General features: G+C 33.8%; 26 protein-coding genes and 1 tRNA gene. 17 read left to right on the forward strand and 10 right to left on the reverse strand.

What is annotated here, in order from left to right; genetic code table 11:
* Positions 1-107 precede the first annotated feature (107 nt).
* Genes OXQ85_RS10260 through OXQ85_RS10270 form a run of 3 tightly spaced genes read left to right on the forward strand, consistent with a single transcriptional unit; the run spans position 108 to position 2,827 of the window.
* Positions 108-1,022 (forward strand): hypothetical protein, encoded by a 915-nt coding sequence (locus OXQ85_RS10260; protein ID WP_267404176.1) that lies wholly within the window; start codon positions 108-110, stop codon positions 1,020-1,022.
* Positions 1,006-1,935 (forward strand): hypothetical protein, encoded by a 930-nt coding sequence (locus OXQ85_RS10265; protein ID WP_267404177.1) that lies wholly within the window; start codon positions 1,006-1,008, stop codon positions 1,933-1,935. The genes OXQ85_RS10260 and OXQ85_RS10265 overlap by 17 nt, the downstream gene beginning before the upstream one ends.
* A 25-nt stretch (positions 1,936-1,960) precedes the next feature.
* On the forward strand, positions 1,961-2,827 hold the full coding sequence (locus OXQ85_RS10270; protein WP_267404178.1) for a hypothetical protein: 867 nt from the start codon (positions 1,961-1,963) through the stop codon (positions 2,825-2,827).
* 75 nt (positions 2,828-2,902) lie between these two features.
* On the opposite strand, the gene OXQ85_RS10275 is transcribed toward OXQ85_RS10270, so the two are convergent.
* From OXQ85_RS10275 to mce, 9 genes are all read right to left on the reverse strand, one after another.
* The gene (locus OXQ85_RS10275) at positions 2,903-3,763 is read right to left on the reverse strand and encodes a tetratricopeptide repeat protein (RefSeq protein ID WP_267404179.1); all 861 of its coding nucleotides are present in this window, start codon (positions 3,761-3,763) and stop codon (positions 2,903-2,905) included.
* A gap of 26 nt (positions 3,764-3,789) precedes the next feature.
* Entirely contained in the window at positions 3,790-4,161 is a 372-nt protein-coding gene (locus OXQ85_RS10280; protein ID WP_267404180.1) for a hypothetical protein, read from the reverse strand.
* Positions 4,162-4,338: 177 nt separating this feature from the next.
* Entirely contained in the window at positions 4,339-4,968 is a 630-nt protein-coding gene (locus tag OXQ85_RS10285) for a hypothetical protein (RefSeq protein WP_267404181.1), read from the reverse strand.
* Between the two features lie 15 nt (positions 4,969-4,983).
* The gene (locus OXQ85_RS10290; RefSeq protein WP_267404182.1) at positions 4,984-5,823 is read right to left on the reverse strand and encodes a hypothetical protein; all 840 of its coding nucleotides are present in this window, start codon (positions 5,821-5,823) and stop codon (positions 4,984-4,986) included.
* Complete coding sequence (locus OXQ85_RS10295; RefSeq protein ID WP_267404183.1) at positions 5,813-7,372, reverse strand: hypothetical protein; 1,560 nt, start codon at positions 7,370-7,372, stop codon at positions 5,813-5,815. Before OXQ85_RS10295 ends, OXQ85_RS10290 begins: the two co-directional genes overlap by 11 nt.
* A gap of 8 nt (positions 7,373-7,380) precedes the next feature.
* The gene (locus OXQ85_RS10300) at positions 7,381-8,130 is read right to left on the reverse strand and encodes a PAAR-like protein (RefSeq protein ID WP_267404184.1); all 750 of its coding nucleotides are present in this window, start codon (positions 8,128-8,130) and stop codon (positions 7,381-7,383) included.
* 5 nt (positions 8,131-8,135) lie between these two features.
* Positions 8,136-9,041 carry a hypothetical protein gene (locus tag OXQ85_RS10305; RefSeq protein ID WP_267404185.1) on the reverse strand — a complete coding sequence of 302 codons (906 nt, stop codon included), beginning with the start codon at positions 9,039-9,041 and terminating at the stop codon, positions 8,136-8,138.
* A 213-nt stretch (positions 9,042-9,254) separates the two neighbouring features.
* Positions 9,255-9,328: transfer RNA gene (locus tag OXQ85_RS10310), tRNA-Ile, on the reverse strand.
* 62 nt (positions 9,329-9,390) lie between these two features.
* Positions 9,391-9,789, reverse strand: coding sequence for a methylmalonyl-CoA epimerase (mce, locus tag OXQ85_RS10315; RefSeq protein WP_267404186.1), 399 nt, complete (start codon positions 9,787-9,789; stop codon positions 9,391-9,393).
* A 90-nt stretch (positions 9,790-9,879) separates the two neighbouring features.
* Between mce and rbfA the strand changes: the two genes are divergently transcribed.
* The 7 genes from rbfA to OXQ85_RS10350 all read left to right on the forward strand — a co-directional run bounded on the left by rbfA (position 9,880) and on the right by OXQ85_RS10350 (position 17,753).
* Entirely contained in the window at positions 9,880-10,239 is a 360-nt protein-coding gene (gene rbfA, locus OXQ85_RS10320; protein ID WP_267404187.1) for a 30S ribosome-binding factor RbfA, read from the forward strand.
* A gap of 3 nt (positions 10,240-10,242) precedes the next feature.
* Entirely contained in the window at positions 10,243-11,448 is a 1,206-nt protein-coding gene (locus tag OXQ85_RS10325) for an ABC transporter permease (protein WP_267404188.1), read from the forward strand.
* A 49-nt stretch (positions 11,449-11,497) separates the two neighbouring features.
* Positions 11,498-13,303: an endonuclease gene (locus OXQ85_RS10330; protein ID WP_267404189.1), complete on the forward strand. Its 1,806-nt coding sequence runs from the start codon at positions 11,498-11,500 to the stop codon at positions 13,301-13,303.
* Positions 13,304-13,366: 63 nt separating this feature from the next.
* A complete protein-coding gene (locus OXQ85_RS10335) occupies positions 13,367-14,104 on the forward strand; it encodes a shikimate dehydrogenase (protein WP_267404190.1) in 738 nt (245 codons plus the stop codon).
* Between the two features lie 74 nt (positions 14,105-14,178).
* Positions 14,179-15,984: a DUF349 domain-containing protein gene (locus tag OXQ85_RS10340; protein ID WP_267404191.1), complete on the forward strand. Its 1,806-nt coding sequence runs from the start codon at positions 14,179-14,181 to the stop codon at positions 15,982-15,984.
* A 60-nt stretch (positions 15,985-16,044) separates the two neighbouring features.
* Complete coding sequence (gene ribD, locus OXQ85_RS10345; RefSeq protein ID WP_267404192.1) at positions 16,045-17,067, forward strand: bifunctional diaminohydroxyphosphoribosylaminopyrimidine deaminase/5-amino-6-(5-phosphoribosylamino)uracil reductase RibD; 1,023 nt, start codon at positions 16,045-16,047, stop codon at positions 17,065-17,067.
* A gap of 80 nt (positions 17,068-17,147) precedes the next feature.
* On the forward strand, positions 17,148-17,753 hold the full coding sequence (locus OXQ85_RS10350) for a YigZ family protein (protein WP_267404193.1): 606 nt from the start codon (positions 17,148-17,150) through the stop codon (positions 17,751-17,753).
* On the opposite strand, the gene OXQ85_RS10355 is transcribed toward OXQ85_RS10350, so the two are convergent.
* A complete protein-coding gene (locus OXQ85_RS10355) occupies positions 17,750-18,460 on the reverse strand; it encodes a zinc metallopeptidase (RefSeq protein WP_267404194.1) in 711 nt (236 codons plus the stop codon). The two genes, OXQ85_RS10350 and OXQ85_RS10355, sit on opposite strands and share 4 nt — an antisense overlap.
* Positions 18,461-18,567: 107 nt before the next feature.
* Between OXQ85_RS10355 and OXQ85_RS10360 the strand changes: the two genes are divergently transcribed.
* The 7 genes from OXQ85_RS10360 (at position 18,568) to OXQ85_RS10390 (ending at position 23,456) form a co-directional block, all read left to right on the forward strand.
* Positions 18,568-19,701, forward strand: coding sequence for a GNAT family N-acetyltransferase (locus OXQ85_RS10360; protein ID WP_267404195.1), 1,134 nt, complete (start codon positions 18,568-18,570; stop codon positions 19,699-19,701).
* Between the two features lie 72 nt (positions 19,702-19,773).
* On the forward strand, positions 19,774-19,950 hold the full coding sequence (locus tag OXQ85_RS10365; protein ID WP_267404196.1) for a hypothetical protein: 177 nt from the start codon (positions 19,774-19,776) through the stop codon (positions 19,948-19,950).
* Between the two features lie 122 nt (positions 19,951-20,072).
* On the forward strand, positions 20,073-20,444 hold the full coding sequence (locus OXQ85_RS10370) for an NADH-quinone oxidoreductase subunit A (protein WP_040996932.1): 372 nt from the start codon (positions 20,073-20,075) through the stop codon (positions 20,442-20,444).
* Between the two features lie 22 nt (positions 20,445-20,466).
* Complete coding sequence (locus OXQ85_RS10375; protein WP_267404201.1) at positions 20,467-21,027, forward strand: NADH-quinone oxidoreductase subunit B; 561 nt, start codon at positions 20,467-20,469, stop codon at positions 21,025-21,027.
* Between the two features lie 5 nt (positions 21,028-21,032).
* On the forward strand, positions 21,033-21,527 hold the full coding sequence (locus OXQ85_RS10380) for an NADH-quinone oxidoreductase subunit C (RefSeq protein ID WP_267404203.1): 495 nt from the start codon (positions 21,033-21,035) through the stop codon (positions 21,525-21,527).
* Between the two features lie 74 nt (positions 21,528-21,601).
* Positions 21,602-22,825 carry an NADH dehydrogenase (quinone) subunit D gene (gene nuoD / locus OXQ85_RS10385; RefSeq protein ID WP_267404205.1) on the forward strand — a complete coding sequence of 408 codons (1,224 nt, stop codon included), beginning with the start codon at positions 21,602-21,604 and terminating at the stop codon, positions 22,823-22,825.
* Between the two features lie 121 nt (positions 22,826-22,946).
* Entirely contained in the window at positions 22,947-23,456 is a 510-nt protein-coding gene (locus tag OXQ85_RS10390; protein WP_039370403.1) for an NAD(P)H-dependent oxidoreductase subunit E, read from the forward strand.

The raw sequence follows: 23,456 nt of genomic DNA on the forward strand, positions 1-23,456 counted from the left end.
AGAAGCCCCCCGCTTCTTATATGATTTTATACATTCGACTAGTTTTTACGCACCATTTCCACCAAAATTCAAATTACCATTAAAGCAATTATCGTAAAATTTAAATTATGGGTAAATTATTTTTCTCAAGTTCATTATTAGGTTTTAGTCTTTACCTAAATGCTCAAGTTGGAATTCAAACACCACAAGTTCATCCATCCGCTATTTTGGAAGTGAATACGGGAAGCTTACCAACAGGGAATAAGAAAGGCTTTCTGGGACCGCGTGTAAGCCTCACCGGCTCGAGAGATGTGCAAACGATTCCATCACCTGCCGTAGGGCTTTTGGTGTATAATCTTTCAACCGCCGGAACTTTTCCGGACGATGTTTATCCTAACCGTTATTATTACTGGAACGGAACAGAATGGGTAGATTTTGGAGTAACTACCGTTTTACAAAGCTTTTTGGCTTATAGAGTCATTAGCTTAAACGCTACTTCAAGTCAAACCTTTACGTATAGCACTATCAATTCTACCAGCGCTGCCAATGGCGGAATTCCTGTTTCGTTTGCTGATTCTGATATTGCAGTAAACACTGGAAATATTGCCACAAAAACCGGGAATACGTTTAAAATTAACATTACCGGACTTTATGAAATTTCGGGATATGTGAATTATAATCCGAATCGTACTTCCATCGGCTCACCACAAAGAGGTTGTTTTCTGAATCTTAAACTTCAGCTTTCTAACAATAATGGCGCTACATGGACGGATGTTATCGGGAACCGAACTGCCTGGGGTGTACGAACCAACAGCTTCCTGAAAACGGCAACGCTTATTTCAACCCCCATTAACCTTACTGCGGGACAAACGTTAAGAATGGTTGTTCAAAATCCGTTTGATGTAAGTGACACTTCGAGTATTCATGGGGAAAATCCTACGACCAATCCAAGCGCTCCGCTTCCGGCTATTACGGCTTCAGCAAGAACTCCGATATCAAAAAACCTAACCTTAACCCTTTTAGACTATGATATTCAACAATAAACAATACAAAAAAACTCTACTGAAGAATATTTGGGCAGCCTTTCTCTTTACCGCAAATATGATTTCGGCTCAAAATACAAACGGGCCGGGCGTCGGAATTGGAACCAGCAGCCCTAATCCTTCAGCCATGCTGGATGTAGACGTAAGCTCTCTTGCCAGTAATGCTAAAAAAGGATTGCTGCTTCCTCGTGTGGCTTTACAAAACAGAACAGATGTGGTTACCATTCCTAATCCGGCAGTGGGTTTGCTGGTTTATAACACAACAAATTCCGCATCTGATTCATTAATAATGGCAAATACGTTTTATTATTGGACGGGAACCAGCTGGATTGATCTTGCCACTTCTCAAACCTTTGAAACCGAGCTTTATCCGCAAGTTTTCATTGTAGGAAACACGGGAAATCAAGAACTTAACAAAACGAACTTCAATAACGGACAAAGTGCTGTGGTGACTTTTAATTCTGCATCATCAGGAGCGATGAACGTAGATGTAGGAAATCGTGTTTCGCTGGCTAATAATAATTTTAAAATATTATCATCCGGAAGATATGAAATTACGGGATACGTTGGCTACAATCCGTGGGTTTCTACAACGTGTACAACTCAGGCAACGGAAGCTAACTGTATTGCTGCGCTAGATCTGATGGTTCAAGTTTCAACAGACAACGGAAGTACATGGACGAATATTTCAAAATCCATCTCTACGTGGGGTGTGGGAACGGGAGACAGAAACAGATCTGTCATGATTGCACCATTTATCGTAAACCTCAACGCCAATAACCTTGTACGTGCTGTTATTGCGAAAGGATCGACTGTAAATCACGGAACGGTATCTACCACAAGCGTTCTAAATATTGAATCGGGCACAGGATTGGCTTATTCTCGCCTTTTAAGATTCCAAAAACTGAATTAAAAAGAATCGATAAAATTTAAACGACATGAAAATTTACAATACAAGCACATATATCCTTTTCTTTTTAAGCACATTCTGCTACGGGCAAGTGGGAATAGGAACTACTTCTCCACATCCGTCGGCTATTTTAGATGTTTCTGCTACCAATAAAGGATTTCTTTTACCCAGACTTAATTTAACAGGAAGAAATGATGTAACTACTATTGCCAACCCGGCAAACGGATTAATGATTGTAAACCTTACCGCCAACGGAACCGGAACTGATGCCGTAGCAGCAAATTCCATTTATTTTTGGCAAAGCTCGGCATGGCAAAAATTTACAGCATTGTCTGAAATTACGGTTTTCAAACAGTCTAATCAATATGTGATGAGGTCTACGACGGCTCAGACTTTTACCGCCACTCAAGTAACAGGCATCAACAATAGTGAAAGTTATGAAGTTCCCGTGATCTGGTCTTCTAATGAAATTTCTATTGACAACGCCGCCGATATTGAATTATTGAGCACCAACGATACCTTCAGAATAAAAGCTGAAGGAAATTACAGAATACTTTCGAATTATAGTTTTAATCCTCAAAGAAGTGTCACGACAGACAATTCGAATTACACTTATGTGGCAATTACCGTAATGAAATCTACCAATAATGGTTCTACATGGACGGCCGTTGCGGGTTCGGCCATGCCGTACGATATAGGAACTTCTAATCAGCTTCAAACGGTTATTTTACCGAGAACGATATTGCGTTTCAACGCCAATGATAGGATTAAAATGGTGATTACAAAACCCGGAACTTCTGCCCCAGCCTACGGAAGCAACTCCGGAATTCTGAAAAAAGCAACCGAAGATTATACGAAATATTTCAGAATTACAAGACTGAACAATAATAATTAATAGACTAAAAATATCTTTAATTTTTGAAAGATTATTGAAATCCGGAGATTTTCTTCTTCGGATTTTTTTAATTTTTTATTTAGTTCTCTCCCAAACTTGCTGAGGTATTCTTTTCAAATCCTTGTTCTGAGATTTCATTAAAGCAATGTATTTTTTATAGTTTTCTTTGGCAGCATCCTTATCCTCAAGTTCCCAATAAGTATCAGCAATATTTAGATATGCTACCACTCTTTCCGGAAACTTTTCAATAATTTTTTCAAACATATATACAGCTAAAATTTGCTTATCCTGATTTATTTTTGAAAGATAATATGTTAAGTTATTATACTTATCTACATTATCATCATTAATAGGAATATTTTCTAGCAATTCGCATATTTCAGGAATAGAATATTTAAAATTATAATTTTTCAAATTGTTTGATTTTTGAAGCTTTTTATATTCAATATTGAAAATAAAATTGCTCGTCTGTCTTGAATTAGAAATATTTAAGTTAAATAGCTTTGTGTTTGGAGGATAAATTTTATTATCAATACTTCTGTTATATGGAAAATATTTCACAGAGACATCTGATATCATATTTGCTGATATTTCCGAATATATCGTTTTATACATTAACCAATTATCCACTTTTGGAATATACTCATAATAAGCTGTTTCGGTAACGCCAACACAGCAGCTTCCCAAAATGATAATTTGCATTTTTTTATTTGAAAATATATCAAAATCAATTATATCCCCAGTTCTATCATGCAACTTATCTAAAGGTATTTTATCTAAAAAAATATTAATCTTCTTTCTATTGATATTTATACTAGCCACATTATTTTCCTTTAAAATAATTTTATCTTCAAGATTATCTGAATCTAAATAAATCTCTTGAGAATAGATATTTGCAAAAAATAGTAGGGCAATTATTAAGACAATTTTTTTCATATTCAAATTTTCTTACTATTAAAACTCTATTTTTCTTTTAAAAAGATTAAATATTTTGCACTACAGTTTTTGAATTTATTATATTGATTCATCTCATTTCCTGAATTTTGAATAATAATAATAATAATAATACTGTCACTTCTCAATATTCCAATACTATTCTTTATTTTTAAAACTTTTTTTTGATTATCATTAATACGAATAGTGAGTTTTCCGCTAGTAATATTTTTTCTATTTCTGTATATGGTAAAATAATAACCCTTCTGATTCTTTTTGATATTAATACTCATTTTAGGATTACAAAAACTATCTTCGGTGGTTTTATATAAACCTGTAACTGAATTGTCTTTTTCAAAATTTAATAAAAAGAAGACAGTAATTAATAATAAATATTTCATCTTTATTTAGTTCTCTCCCAAACTTGCTGTGGTATTCTTTTCAAATCTTTGTTTTGGGATTTCATTAAAGAAATATATTTTTTGTAATTTTCTTTGGCTAAATCTTTCTTATTTATTGCCCAATAATTATCTGCAAGATTAAGGTATACAACAACACAATTAGGATATTTTCTTAATTTACTTATCTTCTAAATATTTCTCACGAATAACATTGATTGAATTTTCATTAAAATTATTCAGTTCAATTTTTCCAAAATCTTTACTCGTATAAGTTTCTGTTGGAAATTTATCTTCAATATAGCTTTTAGGAGGTAACGAATCATCTGCAGGAAGATGGTTTACTAGGTTGAAACTATATTTATCAAGTAAAAAGCTACTGATTTTACTATTATATTTGAAAGTTAAATATTCTTGTAGATATTGCCCTCTTCTATTAGTACAAAAGTTCTGTTCGATGGTAAAATATAAGTTTTTCTGAACTATTTTATTAAAGCTATCGTTAGAACATTCGGATGATTTAGAATAAATGACATCATCATTATTTACAATGATATTTCTTTTTGAAGATGATGAGTTTTCATAAATTAAAAGTTTTCTTTTCTCATCCTTTTGAAGAATATGAATCGAAATATTTTTTAAACCAAACTTATAATTCTGCTGAAAAATTTGCTTATATTTTTGATTTTTAAAATCATTTATAGAAATATTATCGTTAATTTTTTGTGCATAACTTAAATGTCCTGTTATCAATATAAATGATAAATAAAGGATTTTGAGCAATATCGATTTATTTGTTTTTACACTCATTTATTTTTTATAAAATCAATTTACTCTCTCCCAAACTTGCTGCGGTATTTTTTTCAAATCTTTGTTCTGAGATTTCATTAAAGCAATGTACTTTTTATAGTTTTCTTTGGCTTTTAATTTATCTCCAGTTTCCCAATAGCCATCTGCTAAATTAAGATAAGCTACTACGCGTTCTGGATATTTTTTAATAATCTTTAAAAGAACATTTATTGAAACAGATGGATTTACGCTTTCAATCTTATAAGCAAAATCATTAAGTTTTGTAACATTTTGGCTTGTTACTAAAATATAATCATCCCAACTTTTACTTGCTACCCAATCATAATAATTAAATTTCATCTTAGGAATATCGCCACTATCTAACCTGATAATAGCATTATTATCTTCACCGACTTTATAATAAGTTTCTTCATAATTGCAAATTTCAAAGTTCTGATTAATAAATTTTAACTTAAAATTTATTATAGAATAATTATTAGATGAAAAAGGAGCTATTATTGTCTTATATGATAGTATATTTTTCTCAAATTTTAAATCGCTAATATCATTATCACTTTTCCCTGTACATTCTCTACAAGGAAATATATTATCATTTTCATAATAAGCTGAATTGTTGTTATTCCGATTAAATATTATTAGCAACTTCCTTTTATTCATGCCTTCAGTAGTTACTTTTGTTTCTTTTTCAGTATTACTTGCGAAAATATATAAATCATCCTTTAACCCGTCATTATTAAAATCATTATGGAGTTCTGAAATTATATAATTTGTTTTCAAAAAATCCTTTACTTTTTGATTTTGAGTATAAATCTGGATACTCATAAACAATAAGATTATACTAAAATTATTTTTCATCTTTAAATATTTTAATTGTTCTAATAAAAGCATCTCTTCTATCTTTGTATGATTTTGTACTATAATTTATTTTAGCTGTTATAGAATTTACGATCTCAGGTGTTGCCCCATTTTCCGCTAAAATATTTGCATTTTTTAAAATCCAATCTCCCAATCCTGCAAAAACGGCTTCTTTCGCAGTAAATGTCGATTTGCCGAGAGATAAATCAATGCTAGAATTTGGTAAACGCTTATCAATAATCTCCTGAATATTTTTATAGTTACTCCTTCCTGTAATTTGCATCAATCCTCTTCCTCTAAATTTCCAGCCATCTCCTTCTTTAATGTTACCTAGTTTGTATCCAGCCCCTCTATTATTATCATTGTAAGCAATATTAGCAATTTCTTCTTGATTAGCTGGATGAACAATTTTTTTCTTTTTAGTTATTGGATCTATTTCTGATTTTCTACCAATATTATCAGCATAATCATAATATTTTTTATTGTTTTTAAAAACAGAAAACGGATATCCAGACCTTAATGCCTCTACAGAATAATTAAGCCCCTCTCCGTTAAATGCACCCGATAAATCGGCACTACTTTCCACAAATGCTTGAGCAAAAAAGTGCGCTCTTTTAAGACAAGTATTTAACTCAAAAATCTCATATAATTTTTTATTTTCGCCCTTTATTTCATATGATTTATTTAATTCATCAACGATACCTTGTACCCAAATAATATTTTTCGCTGACGGCCATACTTCTTTTATTTGTGATAAAGTAAAGTCATCCGAACAAGCATTTTTCTTCTTCTCCTCTTCTTTCTTCTTCACAGGTTCCGAAGTCCCCGTCTTCACAGGCGTTTGAGAATCCTGCGGGACTTCCATTTTTCCCATCTCGTTTTTTACAGTTAAGCCTTCCTCATAAAAATTGTTTTCATTGTCCGTTTCCCAGACTTTTATCCTGTAAGAATGCACACTCGCAGATAGATCTTGCTGAGTCTGTATATACATAGCGGGACTTAGCAAAATAGACTTCTTAGTTTTTACAATCCCGTTTTTCTGTTCAATTTTTAACGGTTGATCACTTTTGTAAAGCTCTTTTTCTGTGCCATTTAAGGTACCAAAAATTTTAAAATCGACATATTTATCCAACATATTCAACGTGTAAATTTGAAGATTCACACTATTCATATATTTCAGATTGTCTTTTTCACGTATCTTATATTCTATATCCAGAAAAAATACATCAATTATTTTTATTTCTCCGTTCTCTTGCGGAGTAATATGCAGTTCTACGGTTTCATTTTTGTATGTCGCTTGGAGTTGTAGATTTTTATTTAATAATTTTTGGAAAAACGTATAGGTTGTCAATTTGCCTTTTTTCTGTCCCGAAAACGGCACTTTCTCATATTTATCGTATTCATTAGCAGCATATATCTGCCATAGAATTTCATCATCATTTATCGTTCCAATATCTGCCGACTCATCAAAAGTCACCGAATATTTCTGAGCTTGTTTTCCAATCAAAGGGAAACGTTCTCCCTTTATTCCACTTAAAATTTTACCCATAATTTAATTTATAAATAATATTGGTTTTCGTCATATTCGCCCTGAAACTCTTCAAAATTAATTCCGGGCATTACTTGATTCATGAGCTCTGCATCTGCTTTCTGCACATTATTGCTTCCCATGATCACGCTTTGTCCGTGATGCTGTACCGTAATTTTTCCACCCACCGAACACATTAGATAAGATATTTCCAAAAGAGCTTGTTTGTTCACTATCTTCATTTTTTCATAAGGTTTTTTCCATTTTCCGGCAGGAACAAAAGCGCAGGGATTGTTATTTTTAGCGGTACAACTTCCAAAACAGCTGTTTCCTTCTTTGAACTGAACATCTTCTAAAGTTCCCACAAACTTTTCATCATTATTACGACTGCTGAAAATAGTTTTTGAATGAGAAGTTACCTTTAAAGTAGCAGGAACAGCGCCTTTATCGCAGACACATTTTGCACCGTCCACGACATAGAATTTATTTTCGTGCTCAATACGTTGAGTTTCCTCTTCTTTCTGTTTTTGTACTTCTTTTTTCTCTTTTTCCTGCTGATATTCTTCCTCTTTTCGAGCATCAATTTCTTCTTTAGAAGGCATTTCCCTTTCTACCGTCAATTTTTTTCCTTCCCAAACTTTATAAGCAATTCCGTCATTAATATCTTCACACCAAAGGTTGTGGAATTTTCTTAACTGATACACAGAAATCCCATAATCATCGGCAATACTTTCTAAGGTCTCCCCTTTTTTTACAATGTAAATAAATCCTTTTTTCATAATTGTTATTTGTGTTTTGGTACATCATCACTTTCAATTTCTTCTATGAAAAATCCTCTTGACTTCATTAGCTTTTCGCTTTCTTCTTTTTCATCATAAACGACATTAAAAGCCGATTTTCTTTCCGCAATTTCTTTCGTTTCAAAAATCTGAATGTTAATTTCTTCATTATAATCAACGAAGAAGAAATCCATTTTTATTTCATGAATCGTTCGGTCTTTATTCAATAAAAAATATCCTGAAACGGTATCATCTTCTTTCACATTAGATTTGCCTTTAACCATGATTTTGATTTTACCATTCTCGGTAAATTCATTTATAATTTCCAAATCCAAAGTGTACTTGATCTTTTGCCCAGAATTAAAACAAAACTCGTAACCCTCAATACTCGTAACCCTACCTACTCCATAATCTCCGTAAATTGGAAAGAAATAAACCGAAAAGAAGACATCTTTTCTTAGACTATCTAACAGATAATCTTCATTTCGATATATTTTCCCAATGCGATTAAGCAGTTTTATTGCTTTTTCACCTTCATAATAAGGCTTGAATCTTGGTATAAAGCTTTTCCATCTTTCAACGATATCAGCATGATTACAGATATTTTTAGGGTAACCATAAGAATTAAGAGATAATCTCAAAGGAAATAAAGCCTGAGAGGAATGATACAAAAGTTCGCTGATAAGCGTTCCGTCAGGTTTTTCTTTATTTATTAAAAGATTATTTCGATTAATTTTTATAACAGATCTTTTAGGCTCATCATTAGTCTGCCCGTTATGAATAAAAGTAAAATCGAATGAAAATACTTTTTCTTGGCTAAAGCTCTTTTTAGTAAAATTGTAGTGATACTGCCTTTCCTCACGAACCATCGAAGGCAGATCCAAATGCTTAGGAACAATTGTTTTCATCATATAAATGTGTTTGCGTTGATACAAATGTAAAAATATTTCTTGAAATTCTCTACAAAAGGAAATATTTTTAAATTACTCCTATTCAACAATTTACCATAGATTTAACAAAAAAAAAATTAAGTGAAATTTTGTATTTAAATTTTTGTGGAAGATTTAAATTACGGTATAGTTATAGTATAGAAATAAAAAAAGCACTCAAAAGAGTGCTTAAAGTGGTCCCACTTGGGCTCGAACCAAGGACAACCTGATTATGAGTCAGGGACTCTAACCAACTGAGCTATAGGACCTCAAAACTTGGTTAAATTTTGTGATTGCAAAAATAGCAAAATTTCTTTTACTACAAAATTTTTTATTGCTTTTCTTGGCAAAGTTCTACCAGCACGCCGTTAGTAGATTTGGGATGAAGGAAGACAACTAATTTGTTATCAGCACCTTCTTTAGGTTCTTCAGAGATAAATTCAAATCCTTCTTTTTTCAGTCTTTTCACTTCCTCAAAGATATTTTCAACGCCAAAAGCCAAATGATGGATACCTTCTCCCTTTTTATCTATGAATTTTGAGATCGGACTTTCTTCTTTACTGGCTTCCAACAGCTCAATTTTACTTTCTCCGGCAGCATAAAATGAAGTAATTACCCCTTCCCTTTCCACAGACTCTTGTTTGAAAGATTCTTTTCCTAAAAGTTTCGCAAAAAGTTCATCCGAGACACCTAAAGATTTAACGGCAATACCAATATGTTCTAATTTCATAAAGTTTAATAATATTTAAGTCGTAAATTTGATACAGACACCAAATTTCAAAGTATCAATTCAAACAAAAATACTAAATTTGCATAACTTATGGAAAGTAACAGACAAAGAAAAGTAGCACAGATTATACAGGAAGATTTCGCAGAACTTTTCCGCAAACAGGCTGCAGAAAGCAAACAGAGCATTTTAGTATCGGTTTCAGATGTAAAGGTAACTGCAGATTTGGGTATTGCCAAAATTTATTTAAGCATATTTCCGCAGGAATTCCGTTCTGCTGTAATGAAAGAAATTGAGGAAAATAAAGCTCAATACAGAAATTTTATCGGTCAGAAAATGGCGAAACAGGTTCGTGTAATTCCTAATCTTAATTTTTATCTAGACACCGCTCTTGATGATGTGGAAAGATTGGAGAAAGAATTGAGAGGCGAAGGCGATAATCCTGTTTTATAAATTTTGAAGAACATTGCATTTTATATCGCTTCCAGATACCTTTTAGCTAAGAAAGGAAGCACTGCCGTTACGTTTATTACGTGGTTGGCGGTTGGCGCGATGACGGTTGCCGTTGCTGCAATGTTCGTTATTATTTCTGTTTTTTCCGGATTGGAAGATTTAAATAAAGACCTTATTTCTAATCTTCATGCAGATTTAACGATCAAAAGCGCTTCCGGAAAAACAATTAAAGATTTACCTAAAATCACCTCTGTTTTAAAAAATAATAAGGAAATTAACTATTTCTCAAGAGTTATTGAAGAAAAAGTTTACATTAATTATAACGGAAAAGGTGATATTGCTTACCTGCGTGGGGTAGATTCTGCTTATATTAAAGTAAATCCTATTGATAAAAATGTTTTCTATGGTTCTTATCCCGGCTTCGAATATTCTAACGAAGTTTTAATGGAGAATTCTTTAGACAACAGGTTATCAATTCCTGTAGGTTCTTCAACAGATTATGCTACGATTTTTATGCCTAAGCCAGGCACAGGAATTATTAATAATGAGGAAGATATTTACAACAAAAAAGACATTCTGGTAACGGGAATTTTCCCTGGAAATGATCAGTTAGACAATTATATCGTCTCTCCTATTGAACTGTCGGAAGAATTATTAAATCTTCCCAAAAAATCAGCTTATCAAATTGTTATAAAATTAAGAAATCCTGAAAATACAGATTCGGTAAAGCAAAATTTAATTTCGTCTTTAGGTAAAGATATAGAAATCAAGACTAAAGAAGAAGAAAATGCGGCTTTCTGGAAAATGATTAATACAGAAAAGCTATTTATTTATCTCATTTTTGCTTTAGTTATTTTTATCACGACATTTAATTTGGCAGGAGCCATTATTATTTTACAACTTGATAAAAAAGAACAGGCAAAATCTTTGATTTCATTAGGTTTCCCGTTGAGTCATTTACGAAGAACGTATTTCTATACCGGAGTTTTAATTGTAACTTTAGGAGTTATCACAGGTTTAATTCTTGGAACAGCACTTTGCTATTTCCAACTGTACACAGAATTTTTCAGAGCAAATGAAGCATTACCCTTCCCTGTAAAAATTGTGGGTAAAAATTATTTTATTGTTGCGCTTACCGCATCCATCTTTGGTTTCGCGATTTCTTGGTTCTTTTCTAAAATCAGTAAAGATTACATTACCAAAAATTAATATAAAGATTTTTTAATTTTTTGGTACCTTTGCGTCCCAATTTTTAAAAATGAAACGAAATCTACTTCCCTTTTTCCTATTATTTGCATTTTTTAATGCATTCTCGCAAACTGCACCCGCCACATATTATGACGGTACAGCAGGATTATCAGGTGTTAATTTGAAAAACAAATTAAATGAAATTATAACAAATGGTCATCAGACTAAAACTTATAATGGTCTATGGACAGCCTTTGAGACAACAGATAGAGATTATTTTTATGAAAATGATGGAACTATCTTGGACATTTATTCAGAAAATCCTACTGCCGCAGATCCATACAACTATGTCTTAAACGTTAAAAGATGTGGAAACTATGGTGCAGAAGGCGATTGCTACAATAGAGAACACATTGTTCCTCAAAGTTTATTTGATGAAGCATCGCCTATGGTGGCTGACGTGAATTTCATAAGAGCTACAGACGGAAAAGTAAACGGAATGAGATCTAACTATCCTTTTGGTAAAGTAAATACATCTTCATTTACTTCGTTAAACGGTTCTAAGTTAGGAGCATCTGTGTCTCCCGGATACGGCGGTACCGTATTCGAGCCTATTGATGAGTTTAAAGGGGATGTTGCAAGAATGATTTTTTATTTTGTAACAAGATATCAAAACCAACTTGCAGGATTTACCTCTGCAAATGGTACAGGTAATATGCTGGGAACATCTGCATTCCCTGGATTACAATCATGGGAGCTTGAACAACTACGTGCTTGGCATGCACAGGATCCTGTTTCTGCTGCCGAAATCTCAAGAAACAATGCTACATTTGCATATCAGGCTAATAAAAATCCATTTATTGATCATCCTGAATTTGTAGAGTTAATTTGGGGATCGCAAGTTGCCGACACAGAAGCTCCAACAGCTCCAACCAACCTGATTGCTAACAACCCAACTTCAAATTCAATTGCTGTAAGCTGGACAGCTGCAACAGATAATATTGGAGTTACCGCTTATGATGTATATGCAAACGGAACATTGAAAGCTACAGTTTCAGGAACTTCAACTGTTGTTACTGGATTAGCTCCGATTACAACTTATTCATTCCATGTAATTGCTAAAGATGCAGCAGGAAATTCTTCTCCACAAAGTAATGATGCACTAGAAACAACACTCGACGGACCAGTAGGCGGAAGCTGTGGAACTGAAGATTTTTCAAATATTCCTACATCACCAACGACTCCTGCTTACGATACAAGAACATGGACTAATAATAGTATTACTTGGACAGCTACGGATGCCAGAATTGACCAAACCCTTAACGGAAAAGCAATTACAATTAGAAATGGTAGCTTAACAAGCTCAACAATTGCTGGTGGTATTCAAAGTTTATCTGTAAAAGCACAATTGAAATTTACGGGTACTGCAGGAAGTTTAACAGTTAAAGTAAATGGTAACACCGTTGGAACAATTCCTTACACATCGGCAGCTCCAGCAAATCCAATTACAATAAACAATATTAATGTAAGCGGAAACGTTGTAATTTCAATTGAAAATTCTGTTACAGACAACAGAATTGCTATTGATGACCTTTCATGGACGTGCTATTTAGGAGCATTAGCAACTTCAGAAACATCAAAAGATAAATCTCAATTTACAATTTATCCGAACCCTGTTAAGAACAACGAATTGTTTGTAAAAGGAGAAAACCTGAACAAAATTTCTAAAGCTCAGATCTATGATCTTTCCGGAAAATTGATTCAGACGATTGAAAATCCTTTTAAAACATCAAACAAAATTCATTTAAAAGGTTTGTTAAAAGGAAATTACATTCTTAGAACAGATAACTTCTCTACTAAATTCATCGTAGAATAAAAGTTAAAAAATATTTTATATGAAAGACCGATTTTTATCGGTCTTTTTTTTATTTTTGATCATATGGATTCCAATAAAAAATTAGGCTTGATAGGAAGAAACATTTCCTATTCTTTCTCAAAAAAATACTTTGAAGATAAATTTCAGAAACTAATGTTGAAAGGCTTTTCTTACAACATTTTTGATTTAAACGAAATCCATGAGGTTGAAAATTTATTTTCCACACCCGATCTTTTAGGTTTTAATGTTACCATTCCTTATAAAGAAAAGATCATTGATTATCTGGATGAATTAAGCGATGAAGCAGAAAAAATAGGCGCTGTAAACTGTGTTTTAATTCAAAATGGTAAAAAAACAGGCTATAATACAGATGCTTTTGGTTTTGAGAAAACATTACTTCTCCACAAAAAAGATCATCATACAAAAGCATTAATTTTAGGAAATGGCGGCGCTGCAAAAGCTGTAAAATATGTTTTAGATAAAAACGGAATTGCTTCAAAAACCATTTCAAGAAAATCTGAAATCAATTTTGAAAATTTAGATTTAGAAACCGTTCAGGAACATACTGTTATCATTCAATGTACTCCGGTCGGCACTTTCCCGAATGTGGAAGATTGTCTGAATTTTCCTTTTGACGGAGTTTCTAAGGATCATTTAATTATAGATTTAATTTACAATCCGAATTATACTCAATTTATCATCAATGCTTCTGAGAAAGGAGCCAAAACGGTAAACGGCTATTACATGCTGGAACAACAGGCAGAAAAAGCTTGGGAAATTTGGAATTTTCAAAAAAAATAACATAAATTAGTACTTTAATTGGCTTTTTGGCTATATTTAAAAGATATTAATGCCACTCACATAAACGATTTGCTATGACTACAGAAAACAATCTTTCTGAAAACGAAGAAATGAAAAATTCTAACGAAGTATCTCAAGAAGAAACATCGGGAACTGAGGTTCCAAACGATGAAAAACTTCACGAGGAAGAGGCTGAACACGAAGAAGAGCATGAAGAGGTAGAAATCACTTTAGCAGATGCTTTGAAGGAAATGGAGAAAATTATCAACGCGCCAAATGCGGGTGAAGACTTCAAAAAATTCAATCTGTTAAAAGAAAAAGCAAGTCATTATATTCATGATGAAGTGGAAGACAAAAAACATGAATATGTAGATGCGGGAAACGCTCCTGAAAACTTCAGTTATGAGCATCCTTCTCAGGCAAGATTTTCTGCTTTGGTGAATATTTTCAAAGAGAAAAACGACACTTACCAAAAAGGTCAGGAAGAAGAGCAAAAGAAGAATCTTGAGCATCGCCAAACCATCATTGAAAGGCTTAAAAATCTTTATACGAATTCAGAGCCAGGCACCAATTTATTTAAATCTATCAGAGAAATAAAAGAAGATTGGTCGAATGCGGGGCAAGTGGCTAAGTCTGAATTTAAAATTCTTAATAATAATTATTTCCATCATTTGAATCAGTTTTATCAAATGTTGGATCTAAATAAAGAATTCTTAGAGCAGGAATATAATCATAATCTTGAGAAAAGACAGCACATTATTGAGCGTGCAAAGCAACTTGAGCATGAGCCTGTCATTCAAAAAGCATTAAATGAACTTCAGTACCTTCATAAACTTTGGAAGGAAGAAGCTGAGCCGGTAGCAGAAGAATTCCGTGAAAAAACTTGGGAAGAATTTAAAGAAATTTCCAACAAAATTCACGAAAGAAAATCTGAACTTTCTGCAGCTATTGAAACTGAACAAGCGGCTAATCTTGAGAAAAAGACTCAAATTATCGCTGAAATCAAAAAATTATCTGAACCTGCAGAAACGCCAAATCATAATTATTGGCAAAACTCGATCAGAAGAGTGGAAGATCTTCGTTCAGAGTTTTTAAAAACTGGAAGTGTTCCGAGAAAATTATCAAACCAAAACTGGAATGATTTTAAAACAACACTAAGAAGCTTTAATACAACAAAAAATACGTATTATAAATCTTTAAAAGGCTCTCAGCAATCTAATCTTGAGGAAAAATTGAAATTAATTCAAACTGCTCAGGATAATCAGGCTAATGAAGAATGGGATATTGCTGTTCCGTTGTTCAAAAAACTTCAGGAAGACTGGAAAAAGATCGGGCATGTTCCTAAAAGCATGACGAACAAAATCTGGGACGATTTCCGTGATGCATGTAACGCTTTCTTCAATAATTATAGAGAAAAAAGCAATACTTCAACCGATAACTGGAAGGAAAATTACAAGAACAAAAAAGCGATTCTTGATGATTTGAAAAACGTTACGAATGAAGAAGGAAGCATCGAAAGAATTGAAGCGATAAAAACAGCATGGAATAATATCGGAAAAGTACCGAGAGATAAAATTTCAATTAACTCTGAATTCAACAAAACGTTGAGAGAGAAATTGAAATTAAACAAAATCAACGAATTAGAACTTAAAGAAGAAGGTTTATCTGAAAATCAGTTAACGGATAAGGCAAGAAAAATTAAAAACCAGATTTCTGATCTTGAAGCTGAGATCGTAAAACTGGAAAACAATTTGGCATTCTTTAAAAATCCTACAAAAGATAATCCTTTGCTGAAAGATACTTTTGATTCGATTGATGAGAAAAAAGCTCATTTGGAAACCTTAAAACAAAATCTTCACAGCATTATCGCGGGAGAATAAAATAGTTAAAAATCTAAAAAGGCGGAGCAAAGTAATTTGACTTCGCTTTTTTCATTCAATATGCAAGACGAATTTTATATTAAAAGATGTATCGAATTGGCTCAGAAAGCCATCGGAAAAACCTATCCTAATCCTTTGGTGGGAAGCGTAATTGTACATAACGGCGAAATTATCGGGGAAGGCTATCATCATCAAGCTGGAGAACCTCATGCGGAAATAAATGCGATTAATTCCGTGAAAGATAAATCGTTGATCCCTGAATCTACTATTTATGTTTCTTTGGAGCCATGTGCTCATTTTGGAAAAACTCCGCCATGTGCTTTGAAAATTAAAGAATTAGGTTTCAAAAAAGTGGTGATTGGTGCCATGGATTCTCATGATAAGGTAAATGGAAAAGGAAAAAAGATTATTCAGGATGCAGGGATTGAAGTTGTTTCCGGAGTTTTGGAAAATGAATGTATTGAACTGAACAAAAGATTTTTCACTTATCATGAAAAGAAAAGACCTTACATAATTTTAAAATGGGCAGAATCGAGCGACGGATTTTTAGATAAAGATTTCAAACCCTACTCTATTTCTAATTCTTTGGTTAATCAGTTTGTGCATCAGTTAAGAGCAGATGAACACGCCATTTTGGTCGGAACACAAACAGCCTTGAATGACAATCCTAGTTTGAATGTAAGAAATGTAGAAGGCGTAAATCCTGTCAGAATTTTAATTGATTTTGAATTGAAAGTTTCGCAAGACTTTAACATTTACAATCAAGAAGCCAAGACGATTGTCATCAATTCTGTAAAAGAAGAAGTTCAGGATCATATTCATTTTATTACAATTGATAAAGAAAATTTTCTTTCAGATGTAATGGAAGTTTTATATAAAGAACAAATTCAGTCAGTTATTATTGAAGGAGGAAGGTTTACTTTACAACAATTCATTAATGCTAATCTTTGGGATGAAGCGATTGTGATCAAAAATGAAAATTTGAAACTGGAAAATGGAACGAAAGCTCCTGAGTTTGATTTTACATTTAATAAAGTTGAGAATTTTAGAGATAATTTGATTGAATTTTATCGTAATAATTAAAAAAGGCTTCGACAAGTTCAGCTTGACAATATAACACATAATTTTGTCCTGTTAATTTTGTCGAAGCATACATATAAACAATGCTGTTCGAATACAAAACCATAGAAAAACCCATAGAAAATACTTTATTAAAAGAAAAAGGAAGCAAATTTCTTGGATTTGCCTTTCCTGTAAATAATGAAGAGGAACTAAAAACCGCCCTAGAAAAAATCAGAGCTGAACATCCGAAAGCAACACATCATTGTTATGCATTCAGAATGGGTTTAAATGGGGAAAATTATCGTGCTAATGATGACGGTGAACCTTCCGGAAGTGCAGGTTTACCAATTTACAATCAACTATTGGCTCATGAGATCACAAATGTTCTTGTGATTTCTGTTCGGTATTATGGAGGAACAAAATTGGGTGTTTCAGGTTTGGTAAAGGCTTATAAAGAGTGTGCTAAAATTACATTGGAAGAAGCCAATATCATTACCAAAGAACTGGAAACACAAATCGAAATTCAGTTTAATTTTAATCAACAAAATATCATTTTCACCCTGCTTTCAAAGTTTGATGCAAAAGTATTAGATTTTGATGCGGATGAAAATTGTATTCTAACCGCTTCCTTAAAGTTGGCACAAAAAGAAAACATCTCAGACAAATTGTCCGAGATGCAGTATGTTTCTTTTGAATTTAAAGATTAATCTCTTCTTCCGCCCATCAATAAAGAGGCCCAGTAAAGAAGCTGTGCCAGTGAACCGATTGCCGCAACAACATACGTTCTGGCTGCCCATTTCAAACTGTCCTGAACTCCTACATATTCCTCAGCAGTTACTGTTCCTGTATCTTTCAACCATTTCATGGCTCTATTACTCGCATCGTATTCTACTGGAAGCGTGACGAATGCAAACAGCGTAGTAAAAGCAAACATAATAACACCAATCGCTAAGACTAATGTATTTCCATTTGGATTATCTATACTTCTGGTTGCAGCCATGATCATAATTCCTCCAATAAGAACAAATTGCATCAAATTGGAGCTAATTTGAACCACAGGAACCAGTTTTGATCTCAATTGCAACATCGAGTATCCTACCGCATGCTGAACCGCATGACCACATTCGTGAGCCGCAACTGCCGCCGCAGCAGCATTTCTCTGCATATAAACAGCTTCTGAAAGATTCACTGTTTTATCTGAAGGATTGTAATGGTCTGTCAACTGTCCGGGAACCGAAATTACCTGAACATCATTAATTCCGTTATCTCTTAACATCTTTTCCGCAACCTCTTTACCAGAAAGCCCGTTCCTAAGATGCATATTGGAATAATACTCAAATTTCGACTTCAATCTAGATGAAACCCACCAGCTTACGAGCATCGAAATTCCGATAATTATGTAATAACCTATCATTTTTAACTAACTTTATTGTATATTTTCAAGCTTTGAGATGTAAAAACTATGCCAAAGTATTACGATTTTATTATTTATATTTGTTGATTAATTACCCTTTTGAACTTATGTCTACAGTCTCAGTTATTGAAGTAAAAACGCCTAATGATCTAAAGCAGTTTGTACAATTCCCAATGGATTTATACAAAAACAATCCTTATTATGTTCCTTCTTTTATAAAGGATGAATTTAAAATTTGGGATGCCAAAGAAAACCCAGCTTTAAACTATTCTCAATCTAAACAATTCATTGCCAAGAAAGATAATAAAGTGGTCGGGAGAATTGCGGTGATCATCAATCATAAAGAAGAAAAAGAATTAGGTATAAAAAAGGTTCGTTTTGGCTGGATCGACTTTATTGATGACAAAGAAGTTTCAAAAGCATTAATCCAAAAGGCAATTGATTATGCTAAAGAGCATAATATCGATAAAATAGAAGGTCCAATGGGCTTTACCAATCTCGACAAGGCTGGAATGCTGACAATGGGATTTGACAAACTGGCCACGATGATCGGGATTTATAATCATGAATATTATCCTAAACATCTTGAAGATCTTGGTTTAACCAAAGAAAAAGAATGGGTAGAATTTGAAATGAACTTTCCTAAAGTTTTACCTGAAAAAGTAGAAAAATTCAGTGGATTAATTGCTCAGAAATATAAGCTTAAAGTTCTTCATTTTAAAACGAAAGAAGAAATCTTACCGTTTGTAGAACCTATGTTTAAATTACTGGATGAAACGTACAAACATCTTTCAACTTACACTCCGATCTCCGAAGAGCAAATAAAAACATACAAGGAAAAATACTTTCCTTTTATCGATAAAAACTATGTAATCTGTGTGGTAGACGAGAACAATGAGCTTGTTTCCTTCGCCATCACCATGCCTTCTTATTCAAAAGCCTTACAAAAGTCAAAAGGAAAATTGTTTCCATTTGGTTGGTGGCATTTTTTACAGGCGAGCAAGAAAAACGACCGTGCTAATTTCTATCTTATCGGAATTCATCCTGAATATCAGAGACGTGGCGTAACGGCTATTATTTTCAAGGAGATTTTTGTACGATTTACAAGCATGGGAATTCAGTTTGCAGAAACCAATCCTGAACTGGAAGAAAATAAAAGTGTTCAGGTGCTTTGGCAGGATTACAATCCGGTAAACCATAAGAGAAGAAGAACTTACTCTTTGGGGATCAGTAATGAGTAATTGGTAATGAGCAATCTTACCAATTTAACTCAATCCCAAAACTCTACCACTCTCAAACCCTCCCAACTCATCATGAAGCCACATCTTATCATTTTTGGAATTTTAATTGCCGGATTTATTATTTACAATTTCTTTTTACAATCGGATGACGACAGAACCAATACTGCGATTAATATTATTTATGCAAGTATTCTTTTTGGATATATTTCATTTATGGCGTTCTCTTTGCTAAAAAAAATGAAGAAATAGAATCTTATTTTTATCAATTCTAAATTACCGATTTCACCCATTTTCAAGCCACTTTTAAGCTGATAAATTTCATGCTTTCTTGTTTATTCGCTAAATTTGCAAATTGAGATAATAATGCAAAAATGAATTTACCTGAAAGTTATATTCCAATCCTAATACAAGCAGGTGTTGCGGTAGCATTCGTAGCAGTTTCTTTGCTTGGAGCGCATTTTTTAGGCCCTAAACAGAAAAAAGGAAATTCTGTAAAAAACCAAAGCTGGGAATGTGGTGTCCCGGTAGAAGGAAATGCAAGAACGCCGTTTTCCATCAAATACTTTTTGACAGCGGTGTTATTCGTATTATTCGATATTGAAATCGTATTTTTTTACCCATACGCTGTAAATTTCAGAGAATTCGGAATGGAAGGATTCTTGGCAGTGCTTACCTTCGTGGCGATTTTCTTCATGGCATTTTTCTATGTCTGGAAACGTGGCGCTTTAGATTGGGATAAATAAAACTATTTAAGAAGAAGAAATTATGTCAGATAACAAACCAGTAATAAGAACAGATGCACCTGCTCCGGAAGGATTTGAAGGAGAAGGGTTTTTCGCAACGAAACTGAGCAGTGTAATCGGGATGGCTAGAAAGTTTTCACTTTGGCCTTTACCTTTTGCAACCTCTTGTTGTGGTATCGAGTTTATGGCTACCCTAAACCCAACGTATGATGCTTCAAGATTTGGTATGGAAAGAAACTCTTTCTCACCAAGACAGGCAGATATGCTGATGGTTTGCGGAACTATATCAAAGAAATTAGGACCTGTCCTAAAAGAAGTTTATACTCAGATGGCAGAGCCGAAATGGGTGGTTGCAGTTGGAGCTTGTGCTTCCAGCGGTGGTATTTTTGATACGTATTCTGTATTACAAGGTATCGATAAAATTATTCCTGTAGATGTTTACGTTCCTGGATGTCCTCCAAGACCGGAACAAATTATTGAAGGAGTAATGCAGGTTCAGGCTCTTGCTGAAAGCGAAAGCATCAGAAGAAGAGATCTTCCTGAATATCAGAAATTATTAGATTCTTACAACATAAGCAACTAACGGAAATGACAAACGAATTTGTATTAGAAGCAATCACAAGAGAATTTCCGGAATCTGTAATCGAGAGTTCAGAACCATATGGAATGCTGACGATCGAGGTAAAGAAAGAAGATATCAAGAAGATCATTCACTATCTTAAAGATTCATCATTAGAATTTAACTTCCTTACAGATATTTGTGGAATCCATTACCCTGAATTTCCTGAAAAAGAAATAGGCGTTGTTTATCATTTGCATAATATGATGGCTAATTTCAGATTGCGTCTGAAGATCTTTATGTCCAGAGAAAATATAGAAGTGGATTCTTTGGTGGAACTATATGCAGGAGCTAACTGGATGGAAAGAGAAACTTTTGATTTCTACGGAATTAAATTTAAAGGACACCCGGATCTTAGAGCTATTTTAAATATGGAAGATCTTGGATACCACCCAATGTTGAAAGAATATCGTTTGGAAGACGGAACTAGAACCGACAAGAACGATAGCATGTTCGGAAGATAAAAAATAATGCAATAAGCAGTAAGCAGTAAGCAATAGCTTAAAGCCTAAAGCCTATCGCCTAAAGCATTTAAATTATGAAAGATAACTCATTATCTAATATACTAAACCAGTACGACAGTAAGGAGCAGATTGATGGACAATTATACACCCTCAATTTAGGACCCACTCACCCTGCAACGCACGGGATTTTCCAGAATATCTTAACGATGGACGGAGAAAGAATCCTTCACGCAGAACAGACGGTGGGATATATCCACAGAGCTTTTGAGAAAATTTCTGAAAGAAGAAACTACTCTCAGATCACGACCCTTACCGATCGTATGAATTACTGTTCTGCACCGATCAACAATTTAGGTTGGCACATGACAGTGGAGAAGCTAATTGGTGTTGAAGTTCCAAAACGTGTAGATTATATGCGTGTCATTTTAATGGAATTAGCAAGAATCGGTGACCACCTTATCTGTAATGGTGTAACCGGGATGGACTCCGGAGCAATTACCGGTCTTACCTACATGTTCATCGAAAGAGAGCGTATTTACGATATGTACGAGCAGATCTGCGGAGCGAGAATGACGACCAATATGGGAAGAATCGGAGGTTTTGAAAGAGATTTCACACCGAAATTCCATGAGTTATTAAAGGATTTCCTTAAAACTTTCCCACCAAGATTCAAAGAATTCTGTACTTTATTAGAAAGAAACAGAATTTTCATGGACAGAACCATCGGAGCAGGAGCAATTTCTGCAGAAAGAGCATTAAGCTACGGTTTCACAGGTCCAAACTTACGTGCAACAGGTGTAGATTACGACGTAAGAGTTGCACAACCTTATTCTTCTTATGAAGATTTCGACTTCATCATTCCAGTAGGAACTTCTGGTGACACTTACGACCGTTTCATGGTTCGTCAACAGGAAATCTGGGAATCCATTAAAATCATCAAACAAGCATACGAAAATCTTCCTGAAGGACCATTCCACGCGGATGTACCTGATTTCTATCTTCCTGAAAAGGCAGATGTTTATCAAAAAATGGAAGCTTTGATTTACCATTTCAAAATTGTAATGGGAGAAACTGATGTGCCTAAAGGTGAAGTTTACCACGCTGTAGAAGGTGGAAACGGAGAATTAGGGTTCTATTTAGTGAGTGATGGTGGAAGAAGTCCTTACAGACTGCACTTCAGAAGACCATGTTTTATCTACTACCAGGCGTATCCTGAGATGATTACAGGTTCTGTAATTTCCGATGCGATCGTAACGATGTGTAGTATGAATATTATTGCGGGAGAATTAGACGCATAATTAGAATTTAGATAATAGATGAAAGATAAAAGACTTTCATCACCCAATATAAAATTGAATTTAGAACACGAATCTCAGAGTCTTTTCTCTTTTTTCTATGTTCTTTAATCTTAGATAAAAAATGAGCGAAACAATAGCTTTTAAACCGGAAAGTTTAGCACAGGTACACAAAATTATCGCAAGATATCCTGAAGGAAGACAAAAGTCTGCTCTTCTTCCTGTACTTCACGTAGCACAGAAAGAATTCGGAGGATGGTTAGACGTTCCTGTGATGGATTATGTTGCTGAATTATTGAGTATTAAGCCAATTGAAGTATATGAAGTAGCTACTTTTTATACCATGTTCAACATGAAACCGGTTGGTAAATATGTTTTGGAAGTTTGCAGAACGGGGCCTTGTATGGTTTGCGGAAGCGAGAAAATCCTGGATCATATCAGAACAAAACTGAACATTAAGGACGGACAGACTACGGAAGACGGAATGTTCACATTAAAGCCTGCTGAATGTTTGGGTGCTTGTGGATATGCGCCGATGATGCAGTTAGGAAAATTCTTTCATGAAAATTTAACGATAGAAAAAGTTGACGAAATCCTTGATCTTTGCAGAGAAGGACAGGTTGATTTGGGCTAA

This window comes from Chryseobacterium sp. GM_Chr_2 (assembly GCF_026540445.1).
Classification (GTDB): Bacteria; Bacteroidota; Bacteroidia; order Flavobacteriales; family Weeksellaceae; genus Chryseobacterium.